Consider the following 23,375-nt stretch of genomic DNA (forward strand, 5'->3'; position numbering starts at 1 on the left):
GCGAGGGGGAATCACAACTGACCTGCTTTATTTATTCCGACTTTTTTAGTTGGATAAGGAAAGGCTTTCGTTTCGCTTTGTTGTCGCTTCCTTGGAGGTCGTTGTCAATGTCACACCAGCAATAATCAGAAGCGCACCGAGCAGCTGTATGGACGTGACTGGCTTGGCAAGCAGGAAAAAACCGAAGAGCATGGCGATAAAAGGCTCCAGATTGGAGAACATCGCCGCTTTGGCGGCACCGACCTTTTGCAGCTGACTATTCCAGATCAAGGTGACGATCCCGTGCATGACGACAGCTGTCACGAATAACAGAAGCCACGAAGAAAGCTGAAGACTGACGGTCGCTGCAGGTGCGCTGATCAGAACGAACGGCAGCATCGAGCCAAACCCTATGAGATTGGATGCAAGAGTCGTGACGAGCGGCGGCAGTCGATGGCCGAGCAGACGAACGAGGATAATCGAGATGGCAAAGGTGATCATCGTCAAAAAGATCCACAGGATGCCAGCGTCAAAATGCAGCTCGGCTCCGTTGTAGATGACGAACAGAACGCCTGCGGTACCGATGACAGAACCGATCGCCATGCGCGGGGTCAGGGACTCCTTCAGAAATATTGCTGCCAACATTGCCGTGACGATTGGAGTCAAAGCCAATACAAGCGCAGAAGTGGTCGGGTCAGCCGTGACAAGACCTTTGTAAAAGGACCACTGGTTGATGAAGACACCGACGATCCCGAGTGTGCCGAGCAGCAGCCAATCCGTCCGTGATAGAGTGGGCATCGAAAGGCGGCCGCGAGCCCAGATGAGCAAAAAGATCGTGATGAACAGCAAGCGCAAGGCGGATAAAAGCAAGGGGGAGAACTCTGCGACAAGCATTTTGCCGAACACAAAGTTGCTCCCCCATGCCGTGACGCAAAAGATGAGCAGAAGATAGGAGCGCAGCATGTGACATTCTTTCCTTCCGAAGTGCAGCTAAGTACGGGCTTTCGTGCGCATGTAGTGCTTGTGTACGCTGGCGATGCACAAATAAAGGAGCAGGACGAGGGCCGTGACAGACGACGCGATCCAGATCGCTTTCATGTTGTCCACGTACAGCCTGCTGATGTACCCGCTCGCAAGCCCGGCAATGGCACTGATGATGATGAAATTGCTCGCTCTGCCCCTCGTCAGGATGATGACGATCACGGGCAAGAACAGCGAGGCGTAAATAATGCCAAAGAAAAAGAGAAGGTCGAGCAGAGTCGGCGTAAAGTACAACGTCAGACAAAAGGAGACTGCACCAGTCACGATTGCGAGGGTGTAGCCGAGACGAATTTTTTGCCGCTCACTCGCTTCCGGTCGAAACAGCTGATAGACGTTGTTCACCATGAGGCTGATCATCGAGTGCAGCCCGGCTCCGAAGGCAGAGGTGATGGCGCCAAAGGAACAGAGCACAAAAAGCACGAGCAAAAACAGGGTATCGATCTTTCGGACAAGCTCAAACAACAGGGAAAAAATGTCATGAAAGCCGCCGGAAAACAGCACGATGAAGATCATAGCCGAAAAGGCGAGGGGGATTGTAGCAAAGATCAGGCCAGACAAGAGAAAGGTAGGGACGACTTTTTTCTCCTCCATCATATAGAGCCGCTGCCACGTCGCCTGATCGACGAATACCTGCCCGAAGCCGATCAGCACGCCCGTCACGATGAAGAGCATGCCCTCGTGATTGTTCAGCACCAACAGGTACGGATGATAGAGCCGCAAGCCGTTGAAGACGTGCTCGACCCCTTTTCCGATAAAAAAGTAAACCGGAATCAAGATCGCCGTGGCAAAGGTAATCACAATCTGCACATTCGCAAAACGATGAATGGTTCGAATGCCGCCAATACCTGCAAACAGGACACAGAAGACGAAAAAGCAGAGCAGGCCCAAAGGGATCGGCAAGCCGAACAGGATGTTCAGCAGCACGCCGCCAGCCATGCCTTGGACAAACATGCCCTCGATGCTGGTGATGAGCAGAATAGCGATCATGGTCCAATAACCAAAGGGATGCAGCTTGCTGCGCATGTAGTCACCGATAGTCATTCCGCCAGCCAAATCACTGCGGACTTTGCGGCCGAGCCAGCCAAAGGCGATCAGGGCAAAAGCACCCATCAAAGAGAAGCCGATTCTCGTGAAAACGCCGGCTGAGGTAGGTAGGGTTGATGTGCACCTCTGACGCAAGATCGGCCAGGTTGAGCTTCTCCGCAAATTTCTGGTGGATGATGTTCATCGCATCTGTAATGATTCGCGTGTAGGCAGCAAGAGCAGGGCTTTTCTGATACTTTTGCAGGATCTCCACCAGCTCCCTCTCGATGACCGGCTTGGTCAAATAGTCTTCCACGCCCAGTCGGATCGATTGCTTGGCATAGTGAAAATCCTGATAGGCAGTGACGATGATCAGATCGATGTCACTATGCTGGGCACGCAGCTTTTCGCCTAAGGAGAGGCCGGATTTTCCAGGAAGATTGATATCCAGAAAGGCGAGATGAAGAGGCACCTTCTGGCTGATCGCCATGGCCTGACTACCATCCGCTGCCTTGTATAGATTCCACAAGGGAAACATGGGCTGAATCAGAAACTCGAGCTGATCCAGCTCCAACGGTTCATCATCCACTAACAGCACGTTCATCCTCTCACCTCACTCTCATAGGGGTCGCATAATACAAAAGGCCATACGACCAGCACCTGCGTTCCGCCTTCTTCTATAGGGGATAAAGACAGCTGGGCATGGTCCCCAAAGCATAAGTGCAGCCGTCGGCGGATGTTGTCCAAGCCGTGGCCGCTCTTTTCCAGCTGAGGTTCCTCTGTCGGGGGAGCCTCATGAGAGAGGTCTTCCATGCCCGAAGATCCGTTATCGATAACTTCGAGACGGACTTCTTCGTCTTCCGAGCTGATTCGGATCTTTAGAAGCGCCTCTCCCATTTTGCGCTCCAGTCCGTGCTTGAAAGCATTTTCAACTAAAGTCTGCAGGACGAACGGAGGGATGCAGGCAGATAACAGATCATCCGCGCAGTCGAGCTGGATGGAGAGGCGGCTGCCAAAACGCAGCTTCTGAATCTCCAAATATTGCTCGGTGTAGTCGATCTCTCTTTGCAGCGAGATGAGCGGCTCCGTCGACTTGTACTTGAATTTGAGAAACTGGGACAATACCTCGAGTGCACGCACCAGCTCGCGCGTCCGGTTCAGCCTGGCCAGACTGAGGATGACATTCAAGGTATTGAACAAAAAATGAGGCTGGATTTGCTGATTCAGCTGGTTGTACAAGGCTTGCTGCAGCTCTTTCTCCAGCTCGATTTTCACGTTTCGATTTTCCAACAGGTCGATCCGCTTCTCAAAAATAAACAGGAACAATAAAGCAATAGCTTCTATGATAGGAGCCAAAATGAAGAACAGAATGAGCAACGTGAAACCTTCAAAACTAATCATGAGATCCCTTCTGTACGATGATTTCTCACTTGATTTGCTACAGTCCATCATAGCATGTGGAAGGTGTTGCTTTTCATTTTTAACGTAAAAGAATATAAAAACATGAACGTTTTTATATTCTGGAGCGCATAACGAAGTACCTCAGCGTCCGCATCTGGCATTACGGCGGTGAAACTTTCCGATAAAACGCGGTCGCTCCTCCATGAACATGCCTCGGTAGAGGTTTTTTTATCAATTTTAATGATTTACTGTTCAACGAGATGGCATGCGACCTGGTGTGTGGAATGCAGGCTCGTCAGGCCAGGTACTTCTGTCTTGCAGCGCTCAACAGCATAAGGGCAGCGTGTGTGGAAACGGCAGCCCGTTGGCGGGTTGATCGGTGAAGGAACATCGCCGCGCAGGATGATTCGCTCCTGTTTCTTGGTCACATCTGGTACCGGAATCGCCGAAAGCAACGCTTGGGTGTACGGATGCTTCGGGCTGTCGAACAGCGATTTTTTATCCGCGATCTCTACGACTTTACCCAGATACATCACCATGACGCGATCGGAAATGTGACGCACGACACCGAGGTCATGGGAGATGAACAAATACGTCAGCTTGAACTGGCGCTGCAGACTTTTCAGCAGGTTCAGCACCTGCGCCTGGATGGAAACGTCCAAGGCAGAAACGGCCTCGTCACAGATGATCAGCTTGGGCTGCATCGCGAGGGCACGGGCGATCCCGATCCGCTGGCGCTGTCCGCCGGAGAATTCGTGCGGGAAACGGTCGATCTGATCCGGGCGAAGACCTACGTAGCTGAGCAGCTCGATGATGCGCTCACGGCGTTTGTTCGCAGGAATGACGTTTTGGATCGCCAAAGCTTCTCCAAGAATCTGGGAAACGGATTGCCTTGGATTGAGCGAAGCGAACGGGTCCTGGAAGATGACCTGCAGATCTTTTCGCATGTCGCGCATTTGCGATTTGGACATGGCGAGCAGGTCTTTTCCTTCGAACAATACAGAGCCACTCGTCGGTTCATCCAGCCGCAGAATCGCACGTCCCGTCGTCGATTTCCCGCAGCCGGATTCGCCAACGATGCTGAGCGTCTCGCCCTCAAAAATGGTGAAGCTGATATCGTCCACCGCTTTTACATGGTTGACAGTACGGCCAAAAATGCCGCCTTTGATCGGAAAGTGCTGCTTGAGATTGTTTACCTGGAGCAACGGTTTTTTCTCGTTTGGAGCGAGTCCAGTCATGTGTTATACCCCCGTTTCCGTAGCCATCTTCGTTTGTCCATCCCATTCCGGAGTGTACATCCAGCATCGTACCTGGCTGCCGTCTGCTTGCTCGAGAAGCTCAGGCAAGCGAGTCTCGCACAGCGGTGTCGCATGCGGACAACGAGGGGCAAACCGGCATCCCACTGGCATATTGAACGGGCTTGGAACATTCCCTTTGATCGCCTGCAGCTCTTCCACGTCTTCATCGAGGCGGGGGAGGGAGTTCATCAGGCCGATCGTATACGGATGGCGAGGGTTTTCAAACAAGTTTTTCGCAGTGGTGTACTCCACGACTTTTCCTGCGTACATAACGGCCACGCGATCACACGTCTCCGCAACAACACCCAGATCGTGGGTGATCATGATGATGCTCATGCCAAGCTCTACCTGCAGCTTTTTCATCAGCTCCAGAATTTGCGCCTGGATCGTTACGTCCAGTGCTGTGGTAGGCTCGTCAGCGATGAGAATTTCCGGACGACAAGCGAGTGCCATCGCAATCATGACACGCTGACGCATACCACCGGACAGCTCATGCGGCTCTTGTGTAGCGCGTTTTTCCGGGGAAGGGATCCCGACAAGCCCCAGCATTTCAACGGCTTTATCCCAAGCTTCTTTTCGTCCCATATTCTGGTGTAGGCGCAATACCTCAGCGATTTGCTCACCCACGGTATATACCGGATTAAGCGAGGTCATCGGCTCCTGAAAAATCATCGAGATTTCGTTGCCGCGAATGGCGCGCATTTCCGGCTCGGATCTTTTCAGCAGGTCTTGGCCTTTGAAAAGAATTTCTCCTCCTACAATTTTTCCCGGAGGACTGGCAATCAATCGCAAAATCGAAAGGGATGTGATACTTTTTCCACAGCCTGATTCGCCAACGAGACCGAGCGTCTCTCCCTTGTTCAGAGAGAAATCAACGCCATCGACGGCCTTGCTGACACCATCGTCTGTGAAGAAGTGCGTTTGCAGATTGCGAACGTCCAGGATTTTTTCTTGTTGTCCCGGCATGGTGCTCCCTCCTTAGTTCAAGTCAATTCGTTTATTGAAATAGCGATACAGGACATCGACGAGCAGGTTGACGAAAACGAAGATGATCGAGGCGATCAGGACGCCGCCTTGGACGACTGGCAGATCACGCATGCGGATCGCGTCGACAATCAAACGACCCAAGCCGTTAATCGCATAGACGGATTCGACGAGAACCGTACCGCCGAGCAGGTAACCGAATTGCAGACCGACTACGGTGATGATCGGGATGAGCGCGTTTTTCAGGGCGTGCTTGTAAACAATGACTGTCTCGCGCAGACCTTTTGCTTTCGCTGTACGAATGTAGTCTTGGCGAACGACATCCAGCATACTGGAGCGAGTCATCCGTGCCACGATAGCGGCTCCCCCTGCTCCGAGCGTGATAGCTGGCAGGATCACGTGCTTCCATGTACCCCAACCGGCTACAGGCAGAAGATGCAGTTTGACCGAGAAGTAGTAGATCAGGCTCAGACCAAGCCAAAAGCTTGGCAAGGATACCCCGAGCAGGGCGACGATCATGATCGTGATATCAGCAGCAGAGTATTGCTTGGTCGCGGAGATGATACCGGCGATCATACCGAGAACGATGGTGACAAAAATACTGGCGATGGCAAGCTCGATCGTAGCGGGCAGACGAGCCATGATCTCGTCAAACACGGGCAGATTCGAACGCAGAGAAGTTCCCAGATCACCAGTGAAAACATCTGTTACATAATGGAAGTACTGAACCATGACAGGCTGGTCAAGACCGAGCTGTGTGCGGATATTGGCAATCGTTTCTGCAGATGCGCCTTCCCCTGCAAGCAGGACAGCAGGGTCACCAGGGACCATCTGCATGATCAGGAAAACGACCAGAATAACACCGAGCAGGACGGGAATCATCTGCAGCAAGCGACGTATCATGTAGACGAACATTGAGCATTCCCTCCTATTGTTTCATCCGTGGGTCGAGAGCGTCCCGCAGGCCGTCTCCGAAGATGTTGAAGCCGAGAACAAGCGTCGAAATGGCAAGCCCAGGGAACATGGCGAGGTAAGGAGCCGTAAACAAAAAGTCGCGTCCGTTACTCAGCATGGCACCCCATTCCGGCAGGGGAGGTTGTGCACCCAAGCCGAGGAAGGAAAGTCCGGCTGCCGACAGAATCGCTGTTGCAAGGCGCATGGTTGCCTGAACGATAATCGGTGACAGAATGTTTGGGAAAATATGTTTGAAGATGATAGTGAAATCGCTGGCGCCCAGTGAGCGAATCGCATCGATGTACTCGAGCTTCTTCACGGTCAAGGTAGAACCGCGAACGATCCGGGCGAATACGGGAATGGAAAACACACCGACGGCGATCATCACGTTGAACAAGCTTGGTCCGAGTGCGCTTACAATTGCCAGAGAAAGCAGGATACCCGGGAATGCCAATGAGAACATCAATGACACGGGAGATAACAGTATCTACCCATTTGCCGTAGTAGCCAGCCAAGAGTCCGAGGATGATTCCAAAGAATGCTCCGATAAATACGGCGACAAAACCGACGGACATGGACAAGCGCGTGCCGTACAAGAGGCGGCTTAATACATCGCGGCCTTTGTCATCTGTTCCCATCCAATGTTCAGCGGATGGCGGCTTAAGCTTGCCCAACAGATCAATGGCATACGGATCATGTGGAGCGATGAGCGGTGCCAGCAGGGCGATCGCGATGTAAAACACAACGATAAAGCCGCCGACCATGGCAAGTTTGTTTTTGCGAAGCTTGCGATAAAAAGTGCGCCACCTGCCTGGGCGTGCAGCCGCAGTTTTGGGTGGAATGGCTTGATTGGTTGGCGTAGCGTACTCAACCTTCATGAATAACGGCGCTAAAGCCTTGCCACTAGAGTGGCTAAGAGTAATGCGCCTTCTCCCCTTTCATTCTTGAGTGATGGGAACGAATGTTCTATACTGGTTATGAAAGAAAGGTGATAAGGAATGCAAGTGACCATTACCGCAAAAGTAAAAATCAAGCCAACATCTGAATAAGCAACCCTTTTACACGATGCTCTGCGCGTATACCGAGATGGCTGTAACTTCGTCTCCACTATAGTTTTTGAAATGAAAGTGTGTACTATCAAAGTTACATGCATTGACCTACAGAGCGTTGAGAGAACAATTCTTGTTACGATCTCAAATGTCTCAATCTGTCATGAAAACGGTGATTGCTCGGTATGAGTCTTTGAAAAGTAATAGCCGCGATTGGACTAAAGTTCATTTCAAAAAGCCAGAATTTGACCTCGTGTGGAATCGTGACTATTCACTTACAAAGGGATTATTCTCAATCAACACTTTGCAAGGTCGTGTTAAAATTCCATTCGAGACAAAAGGAATGGAGCAATATTTTGATGGTTCCTGGTCGTTTGGGACAGCCAAACTTATTTATAAACATGGCAAATTCTTTTTGCACTTTCCCATAACCAAAGATTTCGGATCCACTCCCGAGCAAAATATTTACCAAGTTGTCGGAATTGATTTTGGTATTAACTATATTGCGGTCAGTTACGACTCCAATGGAAAATCACAATTCTTCAATGGTAGAACAATCAAGAACAAACGATCCCAGTTCAAAAGTCTCCGTAAACAGCTTCAACAAAAAGGGACTGCTTCCTCGCGGAGGAAATTAAAGCGATTCGGACAGCGAGAAAACCGTTGGATGACTGATATAAATCATCAGGTATCAAAGGCACTCGTTGAGCGATATGGAGCAAATACTCTTTTTGTTCTGGAAGATCTAACAGGCATTCGTCGTACAACAGAGAAAGTGAGAATCAACAATCGGTATAAAACCGTCACTTGGTCGTTCCATCAGTTACGTAAGAAGTTTGAGTATAAAGCTGCTTTACATGGGAGCGAAAGTGATTGTGGTGGATCCACGCTACACTTCTCTGAAATGTCCAAAGTGCGGACATATCGACAAAGCCAATCGCAATAAGAAGAAACATTCATTTTGTTGTCTTAGATGTTATTACCAGTCGAACGATGACCGAATTGGCGCCATGAACCTTCAACGAAAAGGAATGGAGTACATCGTTGAAGTGACAACTTCGGCATGACCGATGTTGTTGGGTAGTTGTCAACCTGCCCACGATGTAACACTACGCTTTCGCGAAAAGAGGTCGGAGAATAAGGTTCGTACGACTGAGTAGTTACAAACTCACCCATTTACTGGTGAGTAGTTGACGGTGCAACCCTCCTTTGCTTAGTCCAAAGTTATCAGAAAAATGTATGAAGTAAAGGCAATTTGAACAACTCGTAAAAATAGTGAAAATAGACGTAAAGATTGTGCAAATCTAGTCTTTCCGCCTGCCTGATAATGGGGGAGAAAGGCTTGGAGAGAACCCAAAACAGAGAGGATGGATGGTGGATGGGCATTACCTATTGGTTGACCAATGTTCGTTTAGAGACAGGCTATCGTCGGGATAACGGAGTCGTTAGCGGAACGGATGCTGCATGGTTTCACATTTTGATAAAAGACGGAAAATTTGCGCGGATCACGCCGGCGACAGAGGTGCTATCCGACGGAATCGACCAGCGCGATGCAGGCGGACTCTTGGCACTGCCTTCCTTTGTGGAGAAGCATGTGCATCTCGACAAGACGTTGCTGGGCGAAGAATGGCGTGCGGTGATTCCAGTCGCAAACATCATTGAGCGCTGCGAAATCGAAAAGCGTGTGCTCCCCGGATTGCCGACTACCACGCAGGAGCGTGCGGAAAACCTGCTCGCGGTACTGCTCTCGTACGGATCTACGCACGTCCGAACACATGTAGACATTTATCCAGAGGTGGGCATTGCCAATCTGCTGGAGGTCCAAAAAGCACTTGAGACTTACAAGGACCGCGTCTCCCACGAGATCGTGGCATTTCCGCAGCATGGTCTCTTGCGTACAGGAGCAAAGGGCTTGCTGCGCGAGGCATTGGCGCAGGGAGCGACACATGTCGGGGGGGTAGACCCTGCGATGGTGGATGGCGATATCGAGGAATCACTGCATCAGATGATCGATCTGGCAGTAGAGGCAAATGCGGGAGTAGACCTGCATCTGCACGATCCGGGACACCTCGGAACGTTTACCATGAAGCGCTTGGCGGCGATGACCGTAGAGGCTGGCTTGCAAGGGAAGGTGGCGATCAGCCACGCATTTGCACTGGGTGACATTCCTGCGCCGGAAGCGGAAGAAATGGCGACGATTCTGCGTGAGGCAGGTATTACGATCATCACGAGCGTGCCTTACAGCCGCGTGATCCCGCCCGTTCCTTTGCTGCATCAAAATGGCGTCGACGTAGCCGTTGGTTGCGACAACATTTTCGATACATGGCAGCCGTACGGAAACGGGGATGTGCTGGAGCGTCTGTGGAGATTGGCTGAACGCTCCCGTTGGCTGGATGAGCTGTCCCTGTCCCAATCGCTGCGCTTTATTACAGGAGGCAAAACGACGCTGGACGCAAATGGTACACAGCTGTGGCCTGCAGTAGGTGGAGGCGCCAGCCTAGTATTGGTTGAGGCGAGCTGCACCGCAGAAGCAGTGGCGCGTCGTGCGGACCGCAAAGCCGTATTCTTCAAGGGCAACCTCGCAGCTGGAGCCCTTGATGCTGTGAACGCTGAGGAGGCTTGATCGGACATGCCGTCCCCGTATTGGATTGTCAATGCTCGCTTGGAGTGCGGATACGAGAGAGAGCGAGGTGTGATCTGCGCGACCAAGACGGAGCTTTGCGATTTGCTGATTGAAAATGGAAAGATCAGCCGGATAGTGCCTTCCAGTGAGATTTTGGAGGATGGTCTGCCGAAAAAGGATGCCTGTGGACTGCTGATCCTGCCGTCGATGGCGGAGAAGCACATCCATTTGGAAAAGACCTACTACGGTGGACCTTGGAAGGCGACCACGCCGGTAAAAAACTTGTTTGAACGGCACGAGGAAGACAAGGGATTGTTACCTAGATACTTGCTTGGGTCGCGACAGGGGGCGGAAAACATCCTGTCCTTGCTAGTAGAGACAGGAGTCACCCATGTACGCACGCATTGCCACGTTGACCCGCAGGTAGGGCTTGGTTTTTTGGAAGGCATGCTCGGAGCATTTGAAACCTACGCAGGAAGACTGTCGCATGAGATTGTAGCTTTTCCTCACTACGGCATGCTTCGTACAAACGCGGCAGACAGCGTGCGGGAAGCGCTCAGGAATGGGGCGACACACGTAGGCGGTGTCGATCCTGGCGGGGTAGACGGAAACATCGAGAAGTCGCTTGCGACCATGATGGAGCTGGCAGTTGAGGCCGATGCGGATATCGATATGCATTTGCATGACCCGGGCCATCTCGGAACATTTACCATCAAGCGCTTGGCGGCGCTGACAGAAGAAGCGGGCTGGCAGGGCCGCGTCACGGTCAGTCACGCGATGGGCCTGGGAGATGTGTCCGTAGAGGAAGCGCGGGACATGGCACAGCAGCTAGCAGCTCTGGGCATTTCGATCGCCTCTACCGTGCCAATCAATCGCCCTACGATTCCCATTCCTTTGCTGCAAGCTGCTGGAGTCGCCGTCATGCTTGGCAACGACTCGTTGACGGATAACTGGACGCCTTTCGGATCAGGGGATCTTCTGGAAAAGCGGGGCGCCTGGCGGAACGTTTTCGTCTGACGGATGAGCGCTCGTTGGGTGTCGCTCTCGGATATGTTACAGAGGGTAGAATTCCGCTGGACGAGGAGGGCAACCGGATTTGGCCGCTAGTAGGAGATGAGGCCAGCATGATGGCAGTCGAGGCGACCTGCTCGGCAGAAGCGGTGGCGAGGAGAGCCCAACGCCGTGTCGTGCTGTACCAAGGAAATCGTATCTCCGGTGAGTGGTAGATAGATCATCATACAAAGAAAGGGTGTCAGGATAGATGTCTACAGGCTATTGGATCACCAACGTCCGCTTGGAGAGCGGATACCGCAAGGAAAATGACAAGGTTGTGGCTACGGAAACACAGGTCGCACATCTTTTGATCGAAGACGGCAAAATCGCGCAAATCGCATACGGAGCATTGCCGCAGACGGAGCTGGCGAAGCAGGACGCTGCTGGACTTCTGGCTTTGCCCAGCTTCCGCGATATGCACATCCACATCGACAAGACCTATTATGGCGGCCCGTGGAAAGCAGTAACGCCGATCAAGACCATTTTGGATCGCCTGTCGGAAGAAGCTACCCTCATGACGCAGCTCTTGCCGACAGCACAGGAACGCGCGGAGAAAATGCTCGCTCTCTTGCTCTCTTCGGGAACGACGCATGTTCGCTCGCACTGCAACATCGATCCATATATCGGATTGAAAAACCTGGAGGCAACGCTGGCTGCGATCGAGACCTTCAAAGGCAAGCTCAGCTGCGAGATCGTGGCATTCCCGCAGCAAGGGCTTTTGCGCAGCAACCAGGTGGAGAACATCCGCGAGGCATTGAAAATGGGCGCGACTTACGTTGGCGGTGTCGACCCGGCTACCGTCGACCAGAATATTGAGAAGTCGCTCGCGACCGTATTTGAGCTGGCGGTTGAGGCCGATGCACCGATCGACCTGCATCTGCACGATCCAGATCACTTGGGGATCTTCACCTTCAAACGTTTGGCGAAAATGTCAGAGGAGGCAGGCTGGAAGGGCCGAGTGACCATCAGCCATGCCAATTCACTGGCGGACATCAGTCTGGCAGAAGCAGCGGAAGTAGCCGAGATGCTGGCGGAGCAAGGCATCTCTATCACGAGCACCGTGCCGGTCATCAAGCCGACGATTCCGATCCCACTGCTGCATGAAAAAGGCGTATCCGTATCGCTTGGGGACGACAGCATCATGGACCACTGGTCGCCATTTGGTCAAGGAGACAGCTTGGAGAAAGCAGGCCGTCTGGCAGAACGCTTCCGCATGCAGGATGAGCGGTCTCTCTCGCAAGCGCTTGGCTTCATTACGGGCCACAAGACTCCTCTGGACAAGGAAGGCAATCGCCAGTGGCCGAACGTCGGGGACGAGGCGGACATCGTATTCCTCCACGCCGCTTCGGCAGGAGAAGCGGTGGCACGCCGCTCCAAACGCCAAGCGGTGATGTTTAAAGGCAAGGTCGTTCATGGTTCTTTGTAAGTGACTTTGTAAGTGACAGATCAGGTATCAACAGGATAGTGCGAAGAGTTACGAAGAGATATAGAGAAGCGTTACTAGAAAAAGACAAAAGGGTGTCTCCAGAAGTAGTAAAAGCTACTGAGGGGTCACCCTTTTGAACGTTCCAATCTCAGATTCGCGATTTTCCTGCGATCGGGCACGGTATGTAAAAGACCAGGAAAATCGTGTTTTCAAATTGGATATTGACAGAATGACAAAGTTGTAACAATAATAGTTACATCGGTGTCGATTACATGTTACCAAACCGCTGTCTATTCGGAAGATTGCCTTTTGGTTTCAAAAAGCATTGCTCCTATGTGAGCGCTTATTTTATATCGTTGATGTAACTGTCTTGGTTACGATAAAAATACAGTCGAAGATGGAGGAGTAAAAAATGAAAATGTTAGTTACGGGTGCAACGGGAAAACTGGGTGCAAAAGTGGTAGAAACCCTATTGAAATCTGTACCGGCGAGCCAGTTGGCTGTAAGTGTCCGCAATCCGGAAAAAGCAGAAAGTCTGCATGCTCGTGGGGTCGACGTTCGCAAGGGAGATTTTGACCATCCGGAGACATTGGATACGGCATTTGCAGGGATTGACCGGATCTTGATCATCTCAGCGGATGGAGACAATGAGACCCGAATCCGTCAGCATACGAATGCGGTTGAAGCAGCTGCGCGCGCGCATGTGAAATTCATTGCCTATACCAGTCTTGCAAATGCAAGCGAGAGCAAGCTGTTCCTCGCATCCGTACATGAAGCCACAGAAAATGCGATCCTGAAAACCGGAATTCCCTACTCGTTCCTGCGCAATAACTGGTATCTGGAGAACGAGATCGCGAGTATTCAAGGTGTGGTGGCAGGAGCGCCTTGGGTGACATCAGCGCAATCTGGCAAAGTCGGATGGGCCCTGCAGCAGGATTATGCGGAAGCGGCGGCAGCTGTACTTGCGGGAAACGGACATGAGAATACCGTCTACGAGTTGTCCGGCAACTTGCTCACCCAGGAAGAACTGGCTTTTGCTCTCGGCAATGTATTGGGTAAGGAAGTACCTGTGCAGCAAGTAGACGATGCCGGTTACGCTGACATCATGAAAAGTGCTGGCGTTCCAGACTTTGTCATTCCAATTCTTGTTGGAATCCAGCAAGGCATCCGAGAAGGCAATCTGGAGATCGAAAATAGTGATTTTGAAAAGCTGTTGGGCCGTCCGGCAACTTCTGTTGAAGAGGCACTTCGTCAAATGGTAAGTGCCATTTCCTAATCAGCGAACAAAAGACTGTTGAGGATGACTCAACAGTCTTTTGGCGTCTCGTGAAGCAGGTACGCTTTTCATTTGCTAGAGCCTGATTAAGCCTGTTCGCCCGGCATGGTGTTTACGCTGTACTGGCGGTCGGTCTTACGATGATCTCATTCACGTCTACTTCAGGTGGCTGTCCGATCGCAAATAAGATCGCTTGGGCTATCGCCGAAGCCGGAATAGAAATTCGTCGGTATTCCTTCATGACCTCTCTGGCTTCATCATCGGTGATGCTATCGGCAAGCTCCGATTCCGTTACGCCTGGCGATATTTGCGTCACCCGGATGCCGTTCCCTGCTTCCTGGCGCAGGCCTTCGGAAATGGCGCGAACCGCATATTTGGTTGCGCAATACACGGCAGCTGTGGGCGATACTGTGTATGCTCCGATGGAAGCGATATTAATGAATTGACCAAAACCTTGTTTCTTCATGACGGGTAGTCCGGCTACAATGCCATGTAGTACTCCGCGGATATTCACATCAATCATGCGATCCCACTCGTCCACTTTCAGCGCTTCCAAAGGGGACAGGGGCATGATCCCTGCGTTATTGAGAATGACATCGACTCGTCCAAATTTGCCGATGGCCAAAGCGATAAACGATTCCATTTGATTGCGATTGGTAACGTCCAGCGCTTGGTAAATCGCCGATCCGCCTTCTGCAAGTATGGTGGAAGCAAGCTTTTCCAGCCTGTTAGTCCGCCTAGCTCCCAATACCACATGGGCACCTTGTTTAGCCAGCAACCTCGCTGTCGCTTCGCCAATCCCGCTGCTCGCGCCTGTAATGACGACTACTTTCTCTTTTACGTTAGACACGTGTTTTTCCTCCTCGTGATCTTTTTGCATACGCACCGCATTTACTGTTCGAACGCATGCTATTCCTCGCGATAAAAAATCATCCCGGCATGATAAAGAATCCCGTTCTGAAAATCTCCATCGGCCTTAAAACCGGTATCATCTACGTACTCGATGTGATCTCCATTTACAAAATAACGGCCTTGGTAGGCGCTTCTCCGATTGCCGCGCGCTTCGTCATAACGTCCGTTCGGTAATAGTTGGTGACGGATATACCCGTCCGCGGTAACCCACATTCCTACATAGGGATGATGGTTCTCACCTGCATTTTTACGTTGCTCCATTCCGCACTCACCCTCTTTTCTCTTGTCTGATCCTGCCTCGATTCGCTTTTTTGCCTGGATGTGCAGAAAGTGATAATCAGGAGCAGGGCCAGCAGCAGATTCACCTTTTGCTTGGATCTCTCTTTGACTGATGCCGTTTGGGATATTTTCATTATGAGGTCTAGCTTCATTGGTACGATATCCGGATCCTATGGGGTTCTTGCCTATTCCTACGAAGTTTATTAGTATGGAACCAAATGCGACGTCGGGGGAGGCACACCAATATCATGAAGGTAGACGACGGGGTAAACGAACTGCGAAGCGAGCTCGTAGCATACATCGAAAAATACACTGGGGAAGATGGCACACACACCACACGCATTCCGGACCTTCAGTTGATACGATCCTCCGAGAAGACCGAACGGATCCACTCGATTCACGAGCCTGCGCTCTGTATTGTCGCTCAGGGTAAAAAAGTGATGATGCTGGGAAATGAAACCTATCTCTACGATCCAACCAGCTATCTCGTGGTTTCCTTGCAATTGCCTGTTTCCGGTCAAGTGCTTGAGGCATCGTCGGAGCGTCCCTATCTGTGTCTGCGGCTGAACTTCGATAAGCAACGAATTTTCGATTTGGTCAAGCAAAGCGTAAAGAGCTCCCAAAAAACATCGGACTCACAGAGAGCCCTCTTCATAAGCAAAATGAACCGTATACTGATTGATGCAGTCGTCAGGCTCATTCGCCTTCTGGATACACCAGAGGACATTCCCGTAATGGCACCTCTGATCACGCAAGAAATTCTTTATCGTATTCTGAAAGAAGAGCAAGGTCTATCCATGAAGCAGTTTGCCATGATCGGAAGCCATGCCGAGAGAATCGCAAAAGTAGTTCAAATGATCGAAGGGGAATATAATCAGCCGCTTCATATCGCGAGTCTATCTGCTGCTGTTAATATGAGTCCTTCCTCCTTGCATCATCACTTTAAAGAAATTACCGCGATGAGTCCCCTACAATATCAAAAACAAGTTAGATTGCAAGAGGCTCGCCGCATCTTGCTCACAGAGGCTGTAGAGGCTGCGGATGCTGGATTTCAAGTGGGGTATGAAAGCCCCTCTCAATTCAACAGGGAATATGCCCGTATGTTCGGCATGCCTCCGATGCGAGATATCAAGCGTCTTCGCGATTCACTCGGATTTGTAGTGAACTGAGCTCACAACAAAATAGAGGCTGCCGGTGGGGATATCGTCAGATTGACTACAAGAAAATGGTAACTTTATGTATGCTTTTACCGTCACCTATATGTGAGGGAAACGACAACGAGAGGGGACGGAGCAGATTACGATGGAAGCAGGATGGAAATGGGGCAGCGTTTTTGGAACGAGTATGCTGGAGCTATGGGCAGCTATCCCGCTGGGGTTTGCCTTGCAGCTGCCTGCGGTTGTCACAGGCATTCTGAGTGCGATCGGAGCGATGGCTAGCGCCGGGATTGTCATCTTCTTGGGAGGATCACTTCGCAGCTGGCTAATCAAACGTTTTGAGAAAAAAGGAAAAAGGCAAGGGCGGATGGTTCGCATTTGGGACAAATATGGAGTGATCGGACTTGGATTAGCTTCGCCGTTGATCACGGGTGCCCCACTGGGAGCGGCGATTGGGATATCGCTCGGTGCCCCGACAGGTAAGCTAATGTGGTGGATGTCGGTTGGCATTGTGATCTGGAGTGTAATCCTAACCGCTGCTGTATCCTTTGGCTTTCTCCAATTTTTTCAGTAATCGTGTACAAGAAAAAGAAACACAAAAACCCGCTCATGCGGGTTTTTCTCGTGATGAAAACAGGGAGCGCTATATACATACTTTCTTCTGCCAATTTACGGAGGCATGATGATCCCTCTTGTTTCAAGGGAGGAGCCCGTGTTATCGTGGTCGCTCCGATTTTTTAGCTAATTCTGCCCAACTCGTATAGTCGTGAACAGCAAATCCTGCAAAGCTTGAAAAGCTAGAAAGCTGCTCCCTTGCAATTTGCAGCTCGGATTCCATCGCTCCTGTACTTAATTCATAAAACGAAGTGAAATCGCCTTCCGAATTCGGGGCCGTTTCCACTGCAATAATCACTTTCTTTTTGAGGGTGTGTGCTTCTCTCAGGATGGCATTGGCGTTGGCAACGATGCCATCTCTCCCTAAAGCCGTGTTCCGATAATCCATAATGACGAGTGTATCGGCTTTCTCCAGCAGCCATGCACTAAAGCTGTAGCTGGAGCCAGGGACTTTAACCATGGGAAGCCAGAAAGGGACATCCAGGGTCAGCTTCATGCTGCTTGCTTTTGCCTCCCGCTCAATCAAACGCATATTGTCCATCCACTGCAGGGCGACCTGCTGCTGGTTCGTCTTCCATTCAGGCAGCAAATAAGGCTCAATATCGAAGTGAAGACCTGCGAATTGCGCCTCTGGTTCCACGCTTTCATTAAAGGCTTTTACCCAGGAAATGAATGTGCGGATCTGGCCTTGATATTCGGGAAGAGCCCACTGCGGCCGCCCTGCGAGTGCTTCTACTTCAATCTGCTTTTCCTTTGCCTGTCGAATGAATTGCTCGTAGTAGGAGGAAGGTACACTTTTATCAAATTGAAGGTAGAGCGAGGTCACTTGATTTTCGCTGGCAAACGCCAAAATCTTATCCGGCTCTGTTTGGATGAGTGTAGCATCCCAAATCCACGTTCCTTGCTGAAAGTGCGTCGTCACGTTAACCAGATTACGCTCGGCGTCCCAAGTGATTCCGGCGCCAAGGGCTTCGCCAATGAAGCGAAGAGGTACCATCGTGCGGCCGTTCCTAATCATCGCAGGGGCATCTAATGCGACGGATTTCCCATTCACCAGAGCATGATTTTGACCAATCGAGAGCAGGATCGTGGTGTCATTTTTCTTGAGCGTTACTTGCTTCGACTGCTCATTCCATTTCACACTCAGCCCAAGCGCTTCCGCCAGAAACCGCGCTGGAACCATCGTCCGATCCGTCCCCGGTTCAACAAAAGGAATAGCATCGGGAAATGTTACCGTCTCTCCATTTACCGCGATTTGAACTGGGGAAGCGGAGAAAGCTGGCATAGAGTTAACTGTACCGAGCAGGGCAACCAGCATGAAGGCTAACACGAGTTTATACTTCATAGATAGGAACCTCGTATCTTCCAATTTGCTCGCTCACCTAGAATCTGCGCAGGAAGCGTCCCTTAATTGTACGATAATCCACACGTCATCCGCCTGATTACAAGGTTGCCCATCCGCTTCGTACTTCGGACCTGATTTGTACTCAGTTTTGAAAGAGAATCAGGAAATGGATAGTCGCAAGAAGTCCCATGGGGTAAATTATGGTTCTCGAAAAGGTATTTTTAAATCCATTACGGGGGTGCTTTTCAAAAAACAGGTGTAGGATCGCATGTATGATAAAGAATGAATCTAGGACTCAAAAAGTAACCGTCTAATATTTACTAAAAAGGAAACAGAGAATGATTGTGTAAAGCGGAAGGTGAATAAACGTGAAGACTCGATAAGCTTTAGATTCTTCCATATCCTTTAGCACGATAAACAATTTCCACTCAGACCGTCTAATCGCATCCATTTCGTGCAGGAGAAATAGAGAAAAGTTAAACAAGAAAAACACCAGCAAGAAACTAGGCATTGACAAACCTCCTACCATTTTCTTACTTGATGGTACTAAACTTCCATAAATAAAGAGGTCAAATAGAAAATTGATCACAACATTTTCACATTTTGGGAAACCTGTGTCCGGATGACGAGGCTGCTCGGGAAGCCAGACGCCAATAAAAAGCGGCAGCCTTTTGCCCCAATAGGCTCCAAAGCTGCCGCTACCAAGCCAAAGCAATCGAAAAAAAACAACGCCAGAGAAGAATTTTTCCAGGCGGAGCGACTGTGGAGTCCGGCCCAGCGGAGCGACGACTGGCGGGCAAAAGAAACGCAACCTGTAAACGCAGCGAAGCGGCTACCCCTTTTGCGTTTCCCCGCCAGACGTTGCGCAGCGACCAGTGAATCCCCCAGCGGGACGGAGCCTGGAGCGAAGAATGGAAAAATTCTTCTCGCCCCGGAAGCCACCTTTCAGAAAAAAGTGCCCCCCTGAACCCGCCCTCACAATGCTACCAAGCCCAAGCAATCGAAAAAAAAAGCAACGCCAGAGAAGAATTTTTCCAGGCGGAGCGACTGTGGAGTCCAGCCCAGCGGAGCGACGACTGGCGGGCAAAAGAAACGCAACCTGTAAACGCAGCGAAGCGGCTACCCCTTTTGCGTTTCCCCGCCAGACGTTGCGCAGCGACCAGTGAATCCCCCCAGCGGGACGGAGCCCGGAGCGAAGAATGGAAAAATTCTTCTCGCCCCGGAAGCCACATTTCAGAAAAAAGCGCCCCCCTGAACCCGCCCTCACAATGCTACAAAGCCCAAGCAATCGAAAAAAAGCAACGCAAGAGAAGAATTTTTCCAGGCGGAGCGACTGTGGAGTCCGGCCCAGCGGAGCGACGACTGGCGGGCAAAAGAAACGCAACCTGTAAACGCAGCGAAGCGGCTACCCCTTTTGCGTTTCCCCGCCAGGCGTTGCGCAGCGACCAGTGAATCCCCCAGCGGGACGGAGCCTGGAGCGAAGAATGGAAAAATTCTTCTCCCCCCGGAAGCCACATTTCAGAAAAAAGCGCCCCCCTGAACCCGCCCTCACAATGCTACAAAGCCCAAGCAATCGAAAAAAAAGCAACGCCAGAGAAGAATTTTTCCAGGCGGAGCGACTGTGGAGTCAGACCCAGCGGAGCGACGGTTGGCGGGCAAAAGAAACGCAACCTGCTAAGGCAGCGAAGCGGCTACCCCTTTTGCGTTTCCCCGCCAGGCGTTGCGCAGCGACCAGTGAATCCCCCAGCGGGACGGAGCCTGGAGCGAAGAATGGAAAAATTCTTCTCCCCCCGGAAGCCACCTTTTAAGATAGCTCCCCCAAAACGATACGCCCCTTAAACATTACAGCTGGGCGACGAGAACGTCTCGCCACAGCTTCTGCCGAGCAGCTCGTCTCAGCAAATACGATGCTCGCTTCGTCCCCAACCTTTGGCCAGAGACGATTTCCTTCTTTGTCCAATGTCGTTTTTCCACCGGTAATGAAGAAAAGAGACTGTACAAGAGAACGCTCATCTACCCAACGGTAGCGCTCCACAAGACGGTTCAGCTTCTCCAGCATGTCCCCGGTGCCATAAGGAGACCAGGAATCGTAGAAGCCATCGTAGCCAAGAGCGACGCGAACTCCCTTTTCATGCAGGATGGGTACAGGCGGCATCGGACGATTAATCGGCACCGTCGTCATAATCTGCACACCATTCTGGGCGAGACGGTCCGCCATTTCCGCGCTTTCCTCAGGGGAGACATCGCCCAGGGCAAAAGCGTGACTGATCGCCATCCGGTTTTGCCAGCCAGCCTCTTCTGTCAGATCCATGATGCGCTTGATCGTATAGAAGCCGAGTGTACCGGGATCGTGCAGGTGGATATCGACATCTGCATTGGCTTCAACCGCGATGTCCATCATTTCGCGCAGGGAGCCTTCCAGTTCGTTATCGATTTCAGCAGGATCCAATCCGCCGACATGGGTTGCCCCTTCGCGCATAGCCTGTCTCATGAGATCGCTAGCTTTCGTGCGAAGCAAGCCTTGCTGCGGGAACGCTACAATTTCGTAGGTCATTTTGTGGCTGTAGGATTCCAAGGCTTCACGTACACCCTCGAGGTTTTTCAGCCCGATAAACGGATCGATATTTACATGTGTCCGTACATGAGTTGCGCCGCCCGCGAGCAGCCAGGAGAGCATGGCTTGTGCACGCTGTTTGGTCGTACCCGAGATCAGCGGCATTTCCTTTTCTTCAAACTGCAGACGATCGATGAGCTTTTTCGGAGGCAGACATGATTTCCAGGCTGCACCCGCATACGTTTTATCCAGATGATTATGCTTTTCTACAAATGAGGGGAGTGCCAAAAGCCCTTTTGCATCATGGATCGGCAGCGTTGTGTCCAAAGGCTGCTCCGCCGTCTCGATTCGCGCAATTCGTCCGTCTTCAATGAGCAAGTGAGACAGCTCCGTGAGCGTGTGGTCGACCCCATCTCCTCCCGTTTCAAAACCGCTGTCCAGGCGTACATTCGTTAACCAAAAAGCATTCGTCATGCAATGATCCGTCCCTTCGCATTCATCTCTATCCATAAGCTCTCTTAGAGGAAACTCCTCTCTCGTAAATTGTACGGAATATTTCGAACATCTAGGTTCAGGTTCTTTACTTTTTTTTGCATGATCTTTACGTATTAGGGGGAAAGGTCGCTATTTTCGCAAAGGAGTAAAGATTGTGCAAATACAGGTAAAGCGAATGAAACACAGTTGCCAGAATATTTTATATGATAGCCTGAGGTAGGTCTGGACACATCGCTGAGAGAAAATACGAGGGGGAATCGCAGGATGAAAACGAAAGTCACAGCCAAATACGTGATCGGCTTTGATGGGGACGACCACATTATCATTCACAATGGAGAAGTGGTATACGAGAATGACACGATTTTGTATGTGGGCCAAAAATACGAGGGACATGCCGATGAAGTGATTGACGCAGGAAATGCCGTGGTCAGCCCGGGATTTATCGATTTGAATGCCTTAGGGGACATTGACCATGATATCGTACATTTGGAGGTACCTGCCAGCCGATCGAAAAATTTGCTGTGGTCTGAGCAGTATTACGAGAGCGGCTACCATGAAGTCATGACTCCGAAAAGAAGAGGCGTTCAAATCCTTATATGCCTACAGCCAGCTGATCTTAAATGGCGTGACGACTGCGATGCCGATCACATCTGTCTTTTACAAGCGCTGGGCGGAAACGTACGAGGAGCTGGCGGCAGCGGCCGATCATGCAGGTCGCTTGGGTCTGCGGATGTACATGGGGCCAAGCTATCAGTCAGGGATGCGTGTGGTCAAAGAAAACGGAGAAATCGAGGTACTGTGGAACGAAGAAGAAGGTCGTGCTGGACTTGAGCGCGCCGTTCAGTTCGTCAAAGATTTCGATGGAGCGCATGACGGCCTAATCCGGGGAATGCTCGCACCAGAACGCATCGAGACGCAGACACCGGAAAACCTGATCCAAACAAAACGATACAGTGAAGAGCTGGGCTGTCCGATCCGTCTGCATGCAGCACAGGGCAGCTTTGAATACAACGAGATGCACCGCCGTCACAGCCTGTCACCTGTTCAGTTCCTGCACAGCATCGGTTTCCTGGGAGAGCGTACGGCCATTCCTCACGCTCACTTTGTCCCAGGGTACAGTGGCGCGACGATCGGGGAAGGGGACGACCTCGCGATTTTACAGGAGACCGGTACGACTGTCATTCATTGCCCACTGGTAATTGGACGTCACGGAGATGCGCTGGAGAGCTTTGCACGCTACAAGCGTCGTGGTATCAACATCGCGATCGGTACGGACACCTTCCCGCCAGACTTTATTCAAAACATCCGTACGGCAAGCATGTTCTCCCGCCTCCTGGAGAGAGATGTCACCGATTCGTCTTACGCAGATATTTTCCGTGCAGCCACTTTGGGGGGAGCTCGCTTCCTCGGCAGAGAGGATCTTGGACGCCTGGCGCCGGGAGCAAAAGCCGATTTGATCGCAATCGACCTGGATGGCTTCCATTTGGGACCAATCGAAGACCCGATTCGCACCTTGATCATGTCTGGCTCTGGCCGCGACGTCAAGCTGTCGATCATTAATGGACGTGTCGTCATGAAGGATCGCCTGATTCCAGGGCTCGATCTGGAGGAAATCAAGGCAAAAGGACAGCGCTACTTTGAAAAAATGAAACTGGGCTACGTTGAGAGAGACTACCAGCAGCTCGGTGAAGAGGAGCTGTTTACGCCTTCGTTTCGCGTTCAAAAGTAGGAAGCCTCAATCGAGCTAAATAAAAACACAAGTACAGCCTCGCTTCGAAAGAGCAGGCTGTGCTTTTTTGCAGGTAGGTAGAGTCAGTCAAAGAGTTTTTATGCAAAATATTGAAAAAATGATGAGCAGAAAGGTATAATCAATGCTTATGAGGAGGGGAGCTCCGTGAAAGACCACAAATG

At 51.2% G+C, this 23,375-nt stretch carries 19 protein-coding genes and 4 pseudogenes; 9 read left to right on the forward strand and 14 right to left on the reverse strand.

The genetic code is table 11. The annotated features are described in order from the left end of the window. Nucleotides 1-45 precede the first annotated feature (45 nt). The 8 genes and pseudogenes from EDM55_RS07850 to nikC form a co-directional block, all read right to left on the reverse strand. Nucleotides 46-942, reverse strand: a complete 897-nt coding sequence (locus EDM55_RS07850; protein WP_122960021.1) for a DMT family transporter — start codon at nucleotides 940-942, stop codon at nucleotides 46-48. 27 nt (nucleotides 943-969) lie between these two features. After that, nucleotides 970-2,130 carry a sodium:solute symporter family transporter gene (locus tag EDM55_RS07855; protein ID WP_122960022.1) on the reverse strand — a complete coding sequence of 387 codons (1,161 nt, stop codon included), beginning with the start codon at nucleotides 2,128-2,130 and terminating at the stop codon, nucleotides 970-972. After that, nucleotides 2,075-2,647, reverse strand: coding sequence for a response regulator transcription factor (locus EDM55_RS07860; protein WP_246071009.1), 573 nt, complete (start codon nucleotides 2,645-2,647; stop codon nucleotides 2,075-2,077). Before EDM55_RS07860 ends, EDM55_RS07855 begins: the two co-directional genes overlap by 56 nt. Then, on the reverse strand, nucleotides 2,644-3,444 hold the full coding sequence (locus EDM55_RS07865) for a sensor histidine kinase (RefSeq protein WP_092276215.1): 801 nt from the start codon (nucleotides 3,442-3,444) through the stop codon (nucleotides 2,644-2,646). Before EDM55_RS07865 ends, EDM55_RS07860 begins: the two co-directional genes overlap by 4 nt. Nucleotides 3,445-3,689: 245 nt before the next feature. After that, on the reverse strand, nucleotides 3,690-4,682 hold the full coding sequence (locus EDM55_RS07870; RefSeq protein ID WP_122960023.1) for an ABC transporter ATP-binding protein: 993 nt from the start codon (nucleotides 4,680-4,682) through the stop codon (nucleotides 3,690-3,692). Nucleotides 4,683-4,685: 3 nt separating this feature from the next. Beyond that, the gene (locus EDM55_RS07875) at nucleotides 4,686-5,708 is read right to left on the reverse strand and encodes an ABC transporter ATP-binding protein (protein WP_122960024.1); all 1,023 of its coding nucleotides are present in this window, start codon (nucleotides 5,706-5,708) and stop codon (nucleotides 4,686-4,688) included. A 12-nt stretch (nucleotides 5,709-5,720) separates the two neighbouring features. Next, nucleotides 5,721-6,641, reverse strand: a complete 921-nt coding sequence (gene nikB / locus EDM55_RS07880) for a nickel ABC transporter permease (protein ID WP_122960025.1) — start codon at nucleotides 6,639-6,641, stop codon at nucleotides 5,721-5,723. Nucleotides 6,642-6,654: 13 nt separating this feature from the next. Then, nucleotides 6,655-7,558 (reverse strand): annotated as a pseudogene (gene nikC, locus EDM55_RS07885) (nickel transporter permease). A 120-nt stretch (nucleotides 7,559-7,678) separates the two neighbouring features. Here nikC and EDM55_RS07890 point away from each other — a divergent pair. The 5 genes and pseudogenes from EDM55_RS07890 (at nucleotide 7,679) to EDM55_RS07910 (ending at nucleotide 14,107) form a co-directional block, all read left to right on the forward strand. Next, nucleotides 7,679-8,796 (forward strand): annotated as a pseudogene (locus EDM55_RS07890) (RNA-guided endonuclease InsQ/TnpB family protein). Between the two features lie 311 nt (nucleotides 8,797-9,107). Beyond that, nucleotides 9,108-10,352 carry an amidohydrolase gene (locus tag EDM55_RS07895; RefSeq protein WP_122960026.1) on the forward strand — a complete coding sequence of 415 codons (1,245 nt, stop codon included), beginning with the start codon at nucleotides 9,108-9,110 and terminating at the stop codon, nucleotides 10,350-10,352. A gap of 6 nt (nucleotides 10,353-10,358) precedes the next feature. After that, nucleotides 10,359-11,578: pseudogene (locus tag EDM55_RS07900) on the forward strand (amidohydrolase). Between the two features lie 35 nt (nucleotides 11,579-11,613). Further along, complete coding sequence (locus tag EDM55_RS07905) at nucleotides 11,614-12,831, forward strand: amidohydrolase family protein (RefSeq protein WP_092276199.1); 1,218 nt, start codon at nucleotides 11,614-11,616, stop codon at nucleotides 12,829-12,831. A gap of 412 nt (nucleotides 12,832-13,243) precedes the next feature. After that, complete coding sequence (locus EDM55_RS07910; protein ID WP_092276196.1) at nucleotides 13,244-14,107, forward strand: SDR family oxidoreductase; 864 nt, start codon at nucleotides 13,244-13,246, stop codon at nucleotides 14,105-14,107. 112 nt (nucleotides 14,108-14,219) lie between these two features. Here EDM55_RS07910 and EDM55_RS07915 read toward each other — a convergent pair whose 3' ends face one another. Continuing rightward, on the reverse strand, nucleotides 14,220-14,957 hold the full coding sequence (locus EDM55_RS07915) for an SDR family oxidoreductase (RefSeq protein WP_092276193.1): 738 nt from the start codon (nucleotides 14,955-14,957) through the stop codon (nucleotides 14,220-14,222). A 59-nt stretch (nucleotides 14,958-15,016) separates the two neighbouring features. Further along, the gene (locus EDM55_RS07920; protein ID WP_122960027.1) at nucleotides 15,017-15,280 is read right to left on the reverse strand and encodes an Atu4866 domain-containing protein; all 264 of its coding nucleotides are present in this window, start codon (nucleotides 15,278-15,280) and stop codon (nucleotides 15,017-15,019) included. Nucleotides 15,281-15,546: 266 nt separating this feature from the next. Here EDM55_RS07920 and EDM55_RS07925 point away from each other — a divergent pair, with 266 nt between their 5' ends. After that, nucleotides 15,547-16,467 (forward strand): AraC family transcriptional regulator, encoded by a 921-nt coding sequence (locus EDM55_RS07925; RefSeq protein WP_122960028.1) that lies wholly within the window; start codon nucleotides 15,547-15,549, stop codon nucleotides 16,465-16,467. A gap of 133 nt (nucleotides 16,468-16,600) precedes the next feature. Further along, nucleotides 16,601-17,029, forward strand: a complete 429-nt coding sequence (locus tag EDM55_RS07930) for a small multi-drug export protein (protein ID WP_122960029.1) — start codon at nucleotides 16,601-16,603, stop codon at nucleotides 17,027-17,029. Nucleotides 17,030-17,170: 141 nt separating this feature from the next. Here the strand turns inward: EDM55_RS07930 and EDM55_RS07935 are convergent, their stop codons facing one another. After that, nucleotides 17,171-18,415 carry a copper amine oxidase N-terminal domain-containing protein gene (locus EDM55_RS07935; RefSeq protein ID WP_246071008.1) on the reverse strand — a complete coding sequence of 415 codons (1,245 nt, stop codon included), beginning with the start codon at nucleotides 18,413-18,415 and terminating at the stop codon, nucleotides 17,171-17,173. Nucleotides 18,416-18,557: 142 nt separating this feature from the next. Continuing rightward, nucleotides 18,558-18,944 (reverse strand): annotated as a pseudogene (locus tag EDM55_RS31285) (DUF6713 family protein). A 93-nt stretch (nucleotides 18,945-19,037) separates the two neighbouring features. Between EDM55_RS31285 and EDM55_RS30200 the strand changes: the two are divergent. After that, nucleotides 19,038-19,382: a hypothetical protein gene (locus EDM55_RS30200; protein WP_183191705.1), complete on the forward strand. Its 345-nt coding sequence runs from the start codon at nucleotides 19,038-19,040 to the stop codon at nucleotides 19,380-19,382. 304 nt (nucleotides 19,383-19,686) lie between these two features. Here the strand turns inward: EDM55_RS30200 and EDM55_RS29915 are convergent, their stop codons facing one another. Continuing rightward, nucleotides 19,687-19,932, reverse strand: a complete 246-nt coding sequence (locus EDM55_RS29915) for a hypothetical protein (protein WP_148040078.1) — start codon at nucleotides 19,930-19,932, stop codon at nucleotides 19,687-19,689. A gap of 287 nt (nucleotides 19,933-20,219) precedes the next feature. Continuing rightward, nucleotides 20,220-21,443: an amidohydrolase family protein gene (locus EDM55_RS07960; RefSeq protein ID WP_122960052.1), complete on the reverse strand. Its 1,224-nt coding sequence runs from the start codon at nucleotides 21,441-21,443 to the stop codon at nucleotides 20,220-20,222. A gap of 646 nt (nucleotides 21,444-22,089) precedes the next feature. Between EDM55_RS07960 and EDM55_RS07965 the strand changes: the two genes are divergently transcribed. Continuing rightward, nucleotides 22,090-23,193, forward strand: a complete 1,104-nt coding sequence (locus tag EDM55_RS07965; protein ID WP_246071126.1) for a chlorohydrolase family protein — start codon at nucleotides 22,090-22,092, stop codon at nucleotides 23,191-23,193. Nucleotides 23,194-23,375 lie beyond the last annotated feature (182 nt).

This window comes from Brevibacillus centrosporus (genome assembly GCF_003710815.1).
Classification (GTDB): domain Bacteria; phylum Bacillota; class Bacilli; order Brevibacillales; family Brevibacillaceae; genus Brevibacillus; species Brevibacillus centrosporus.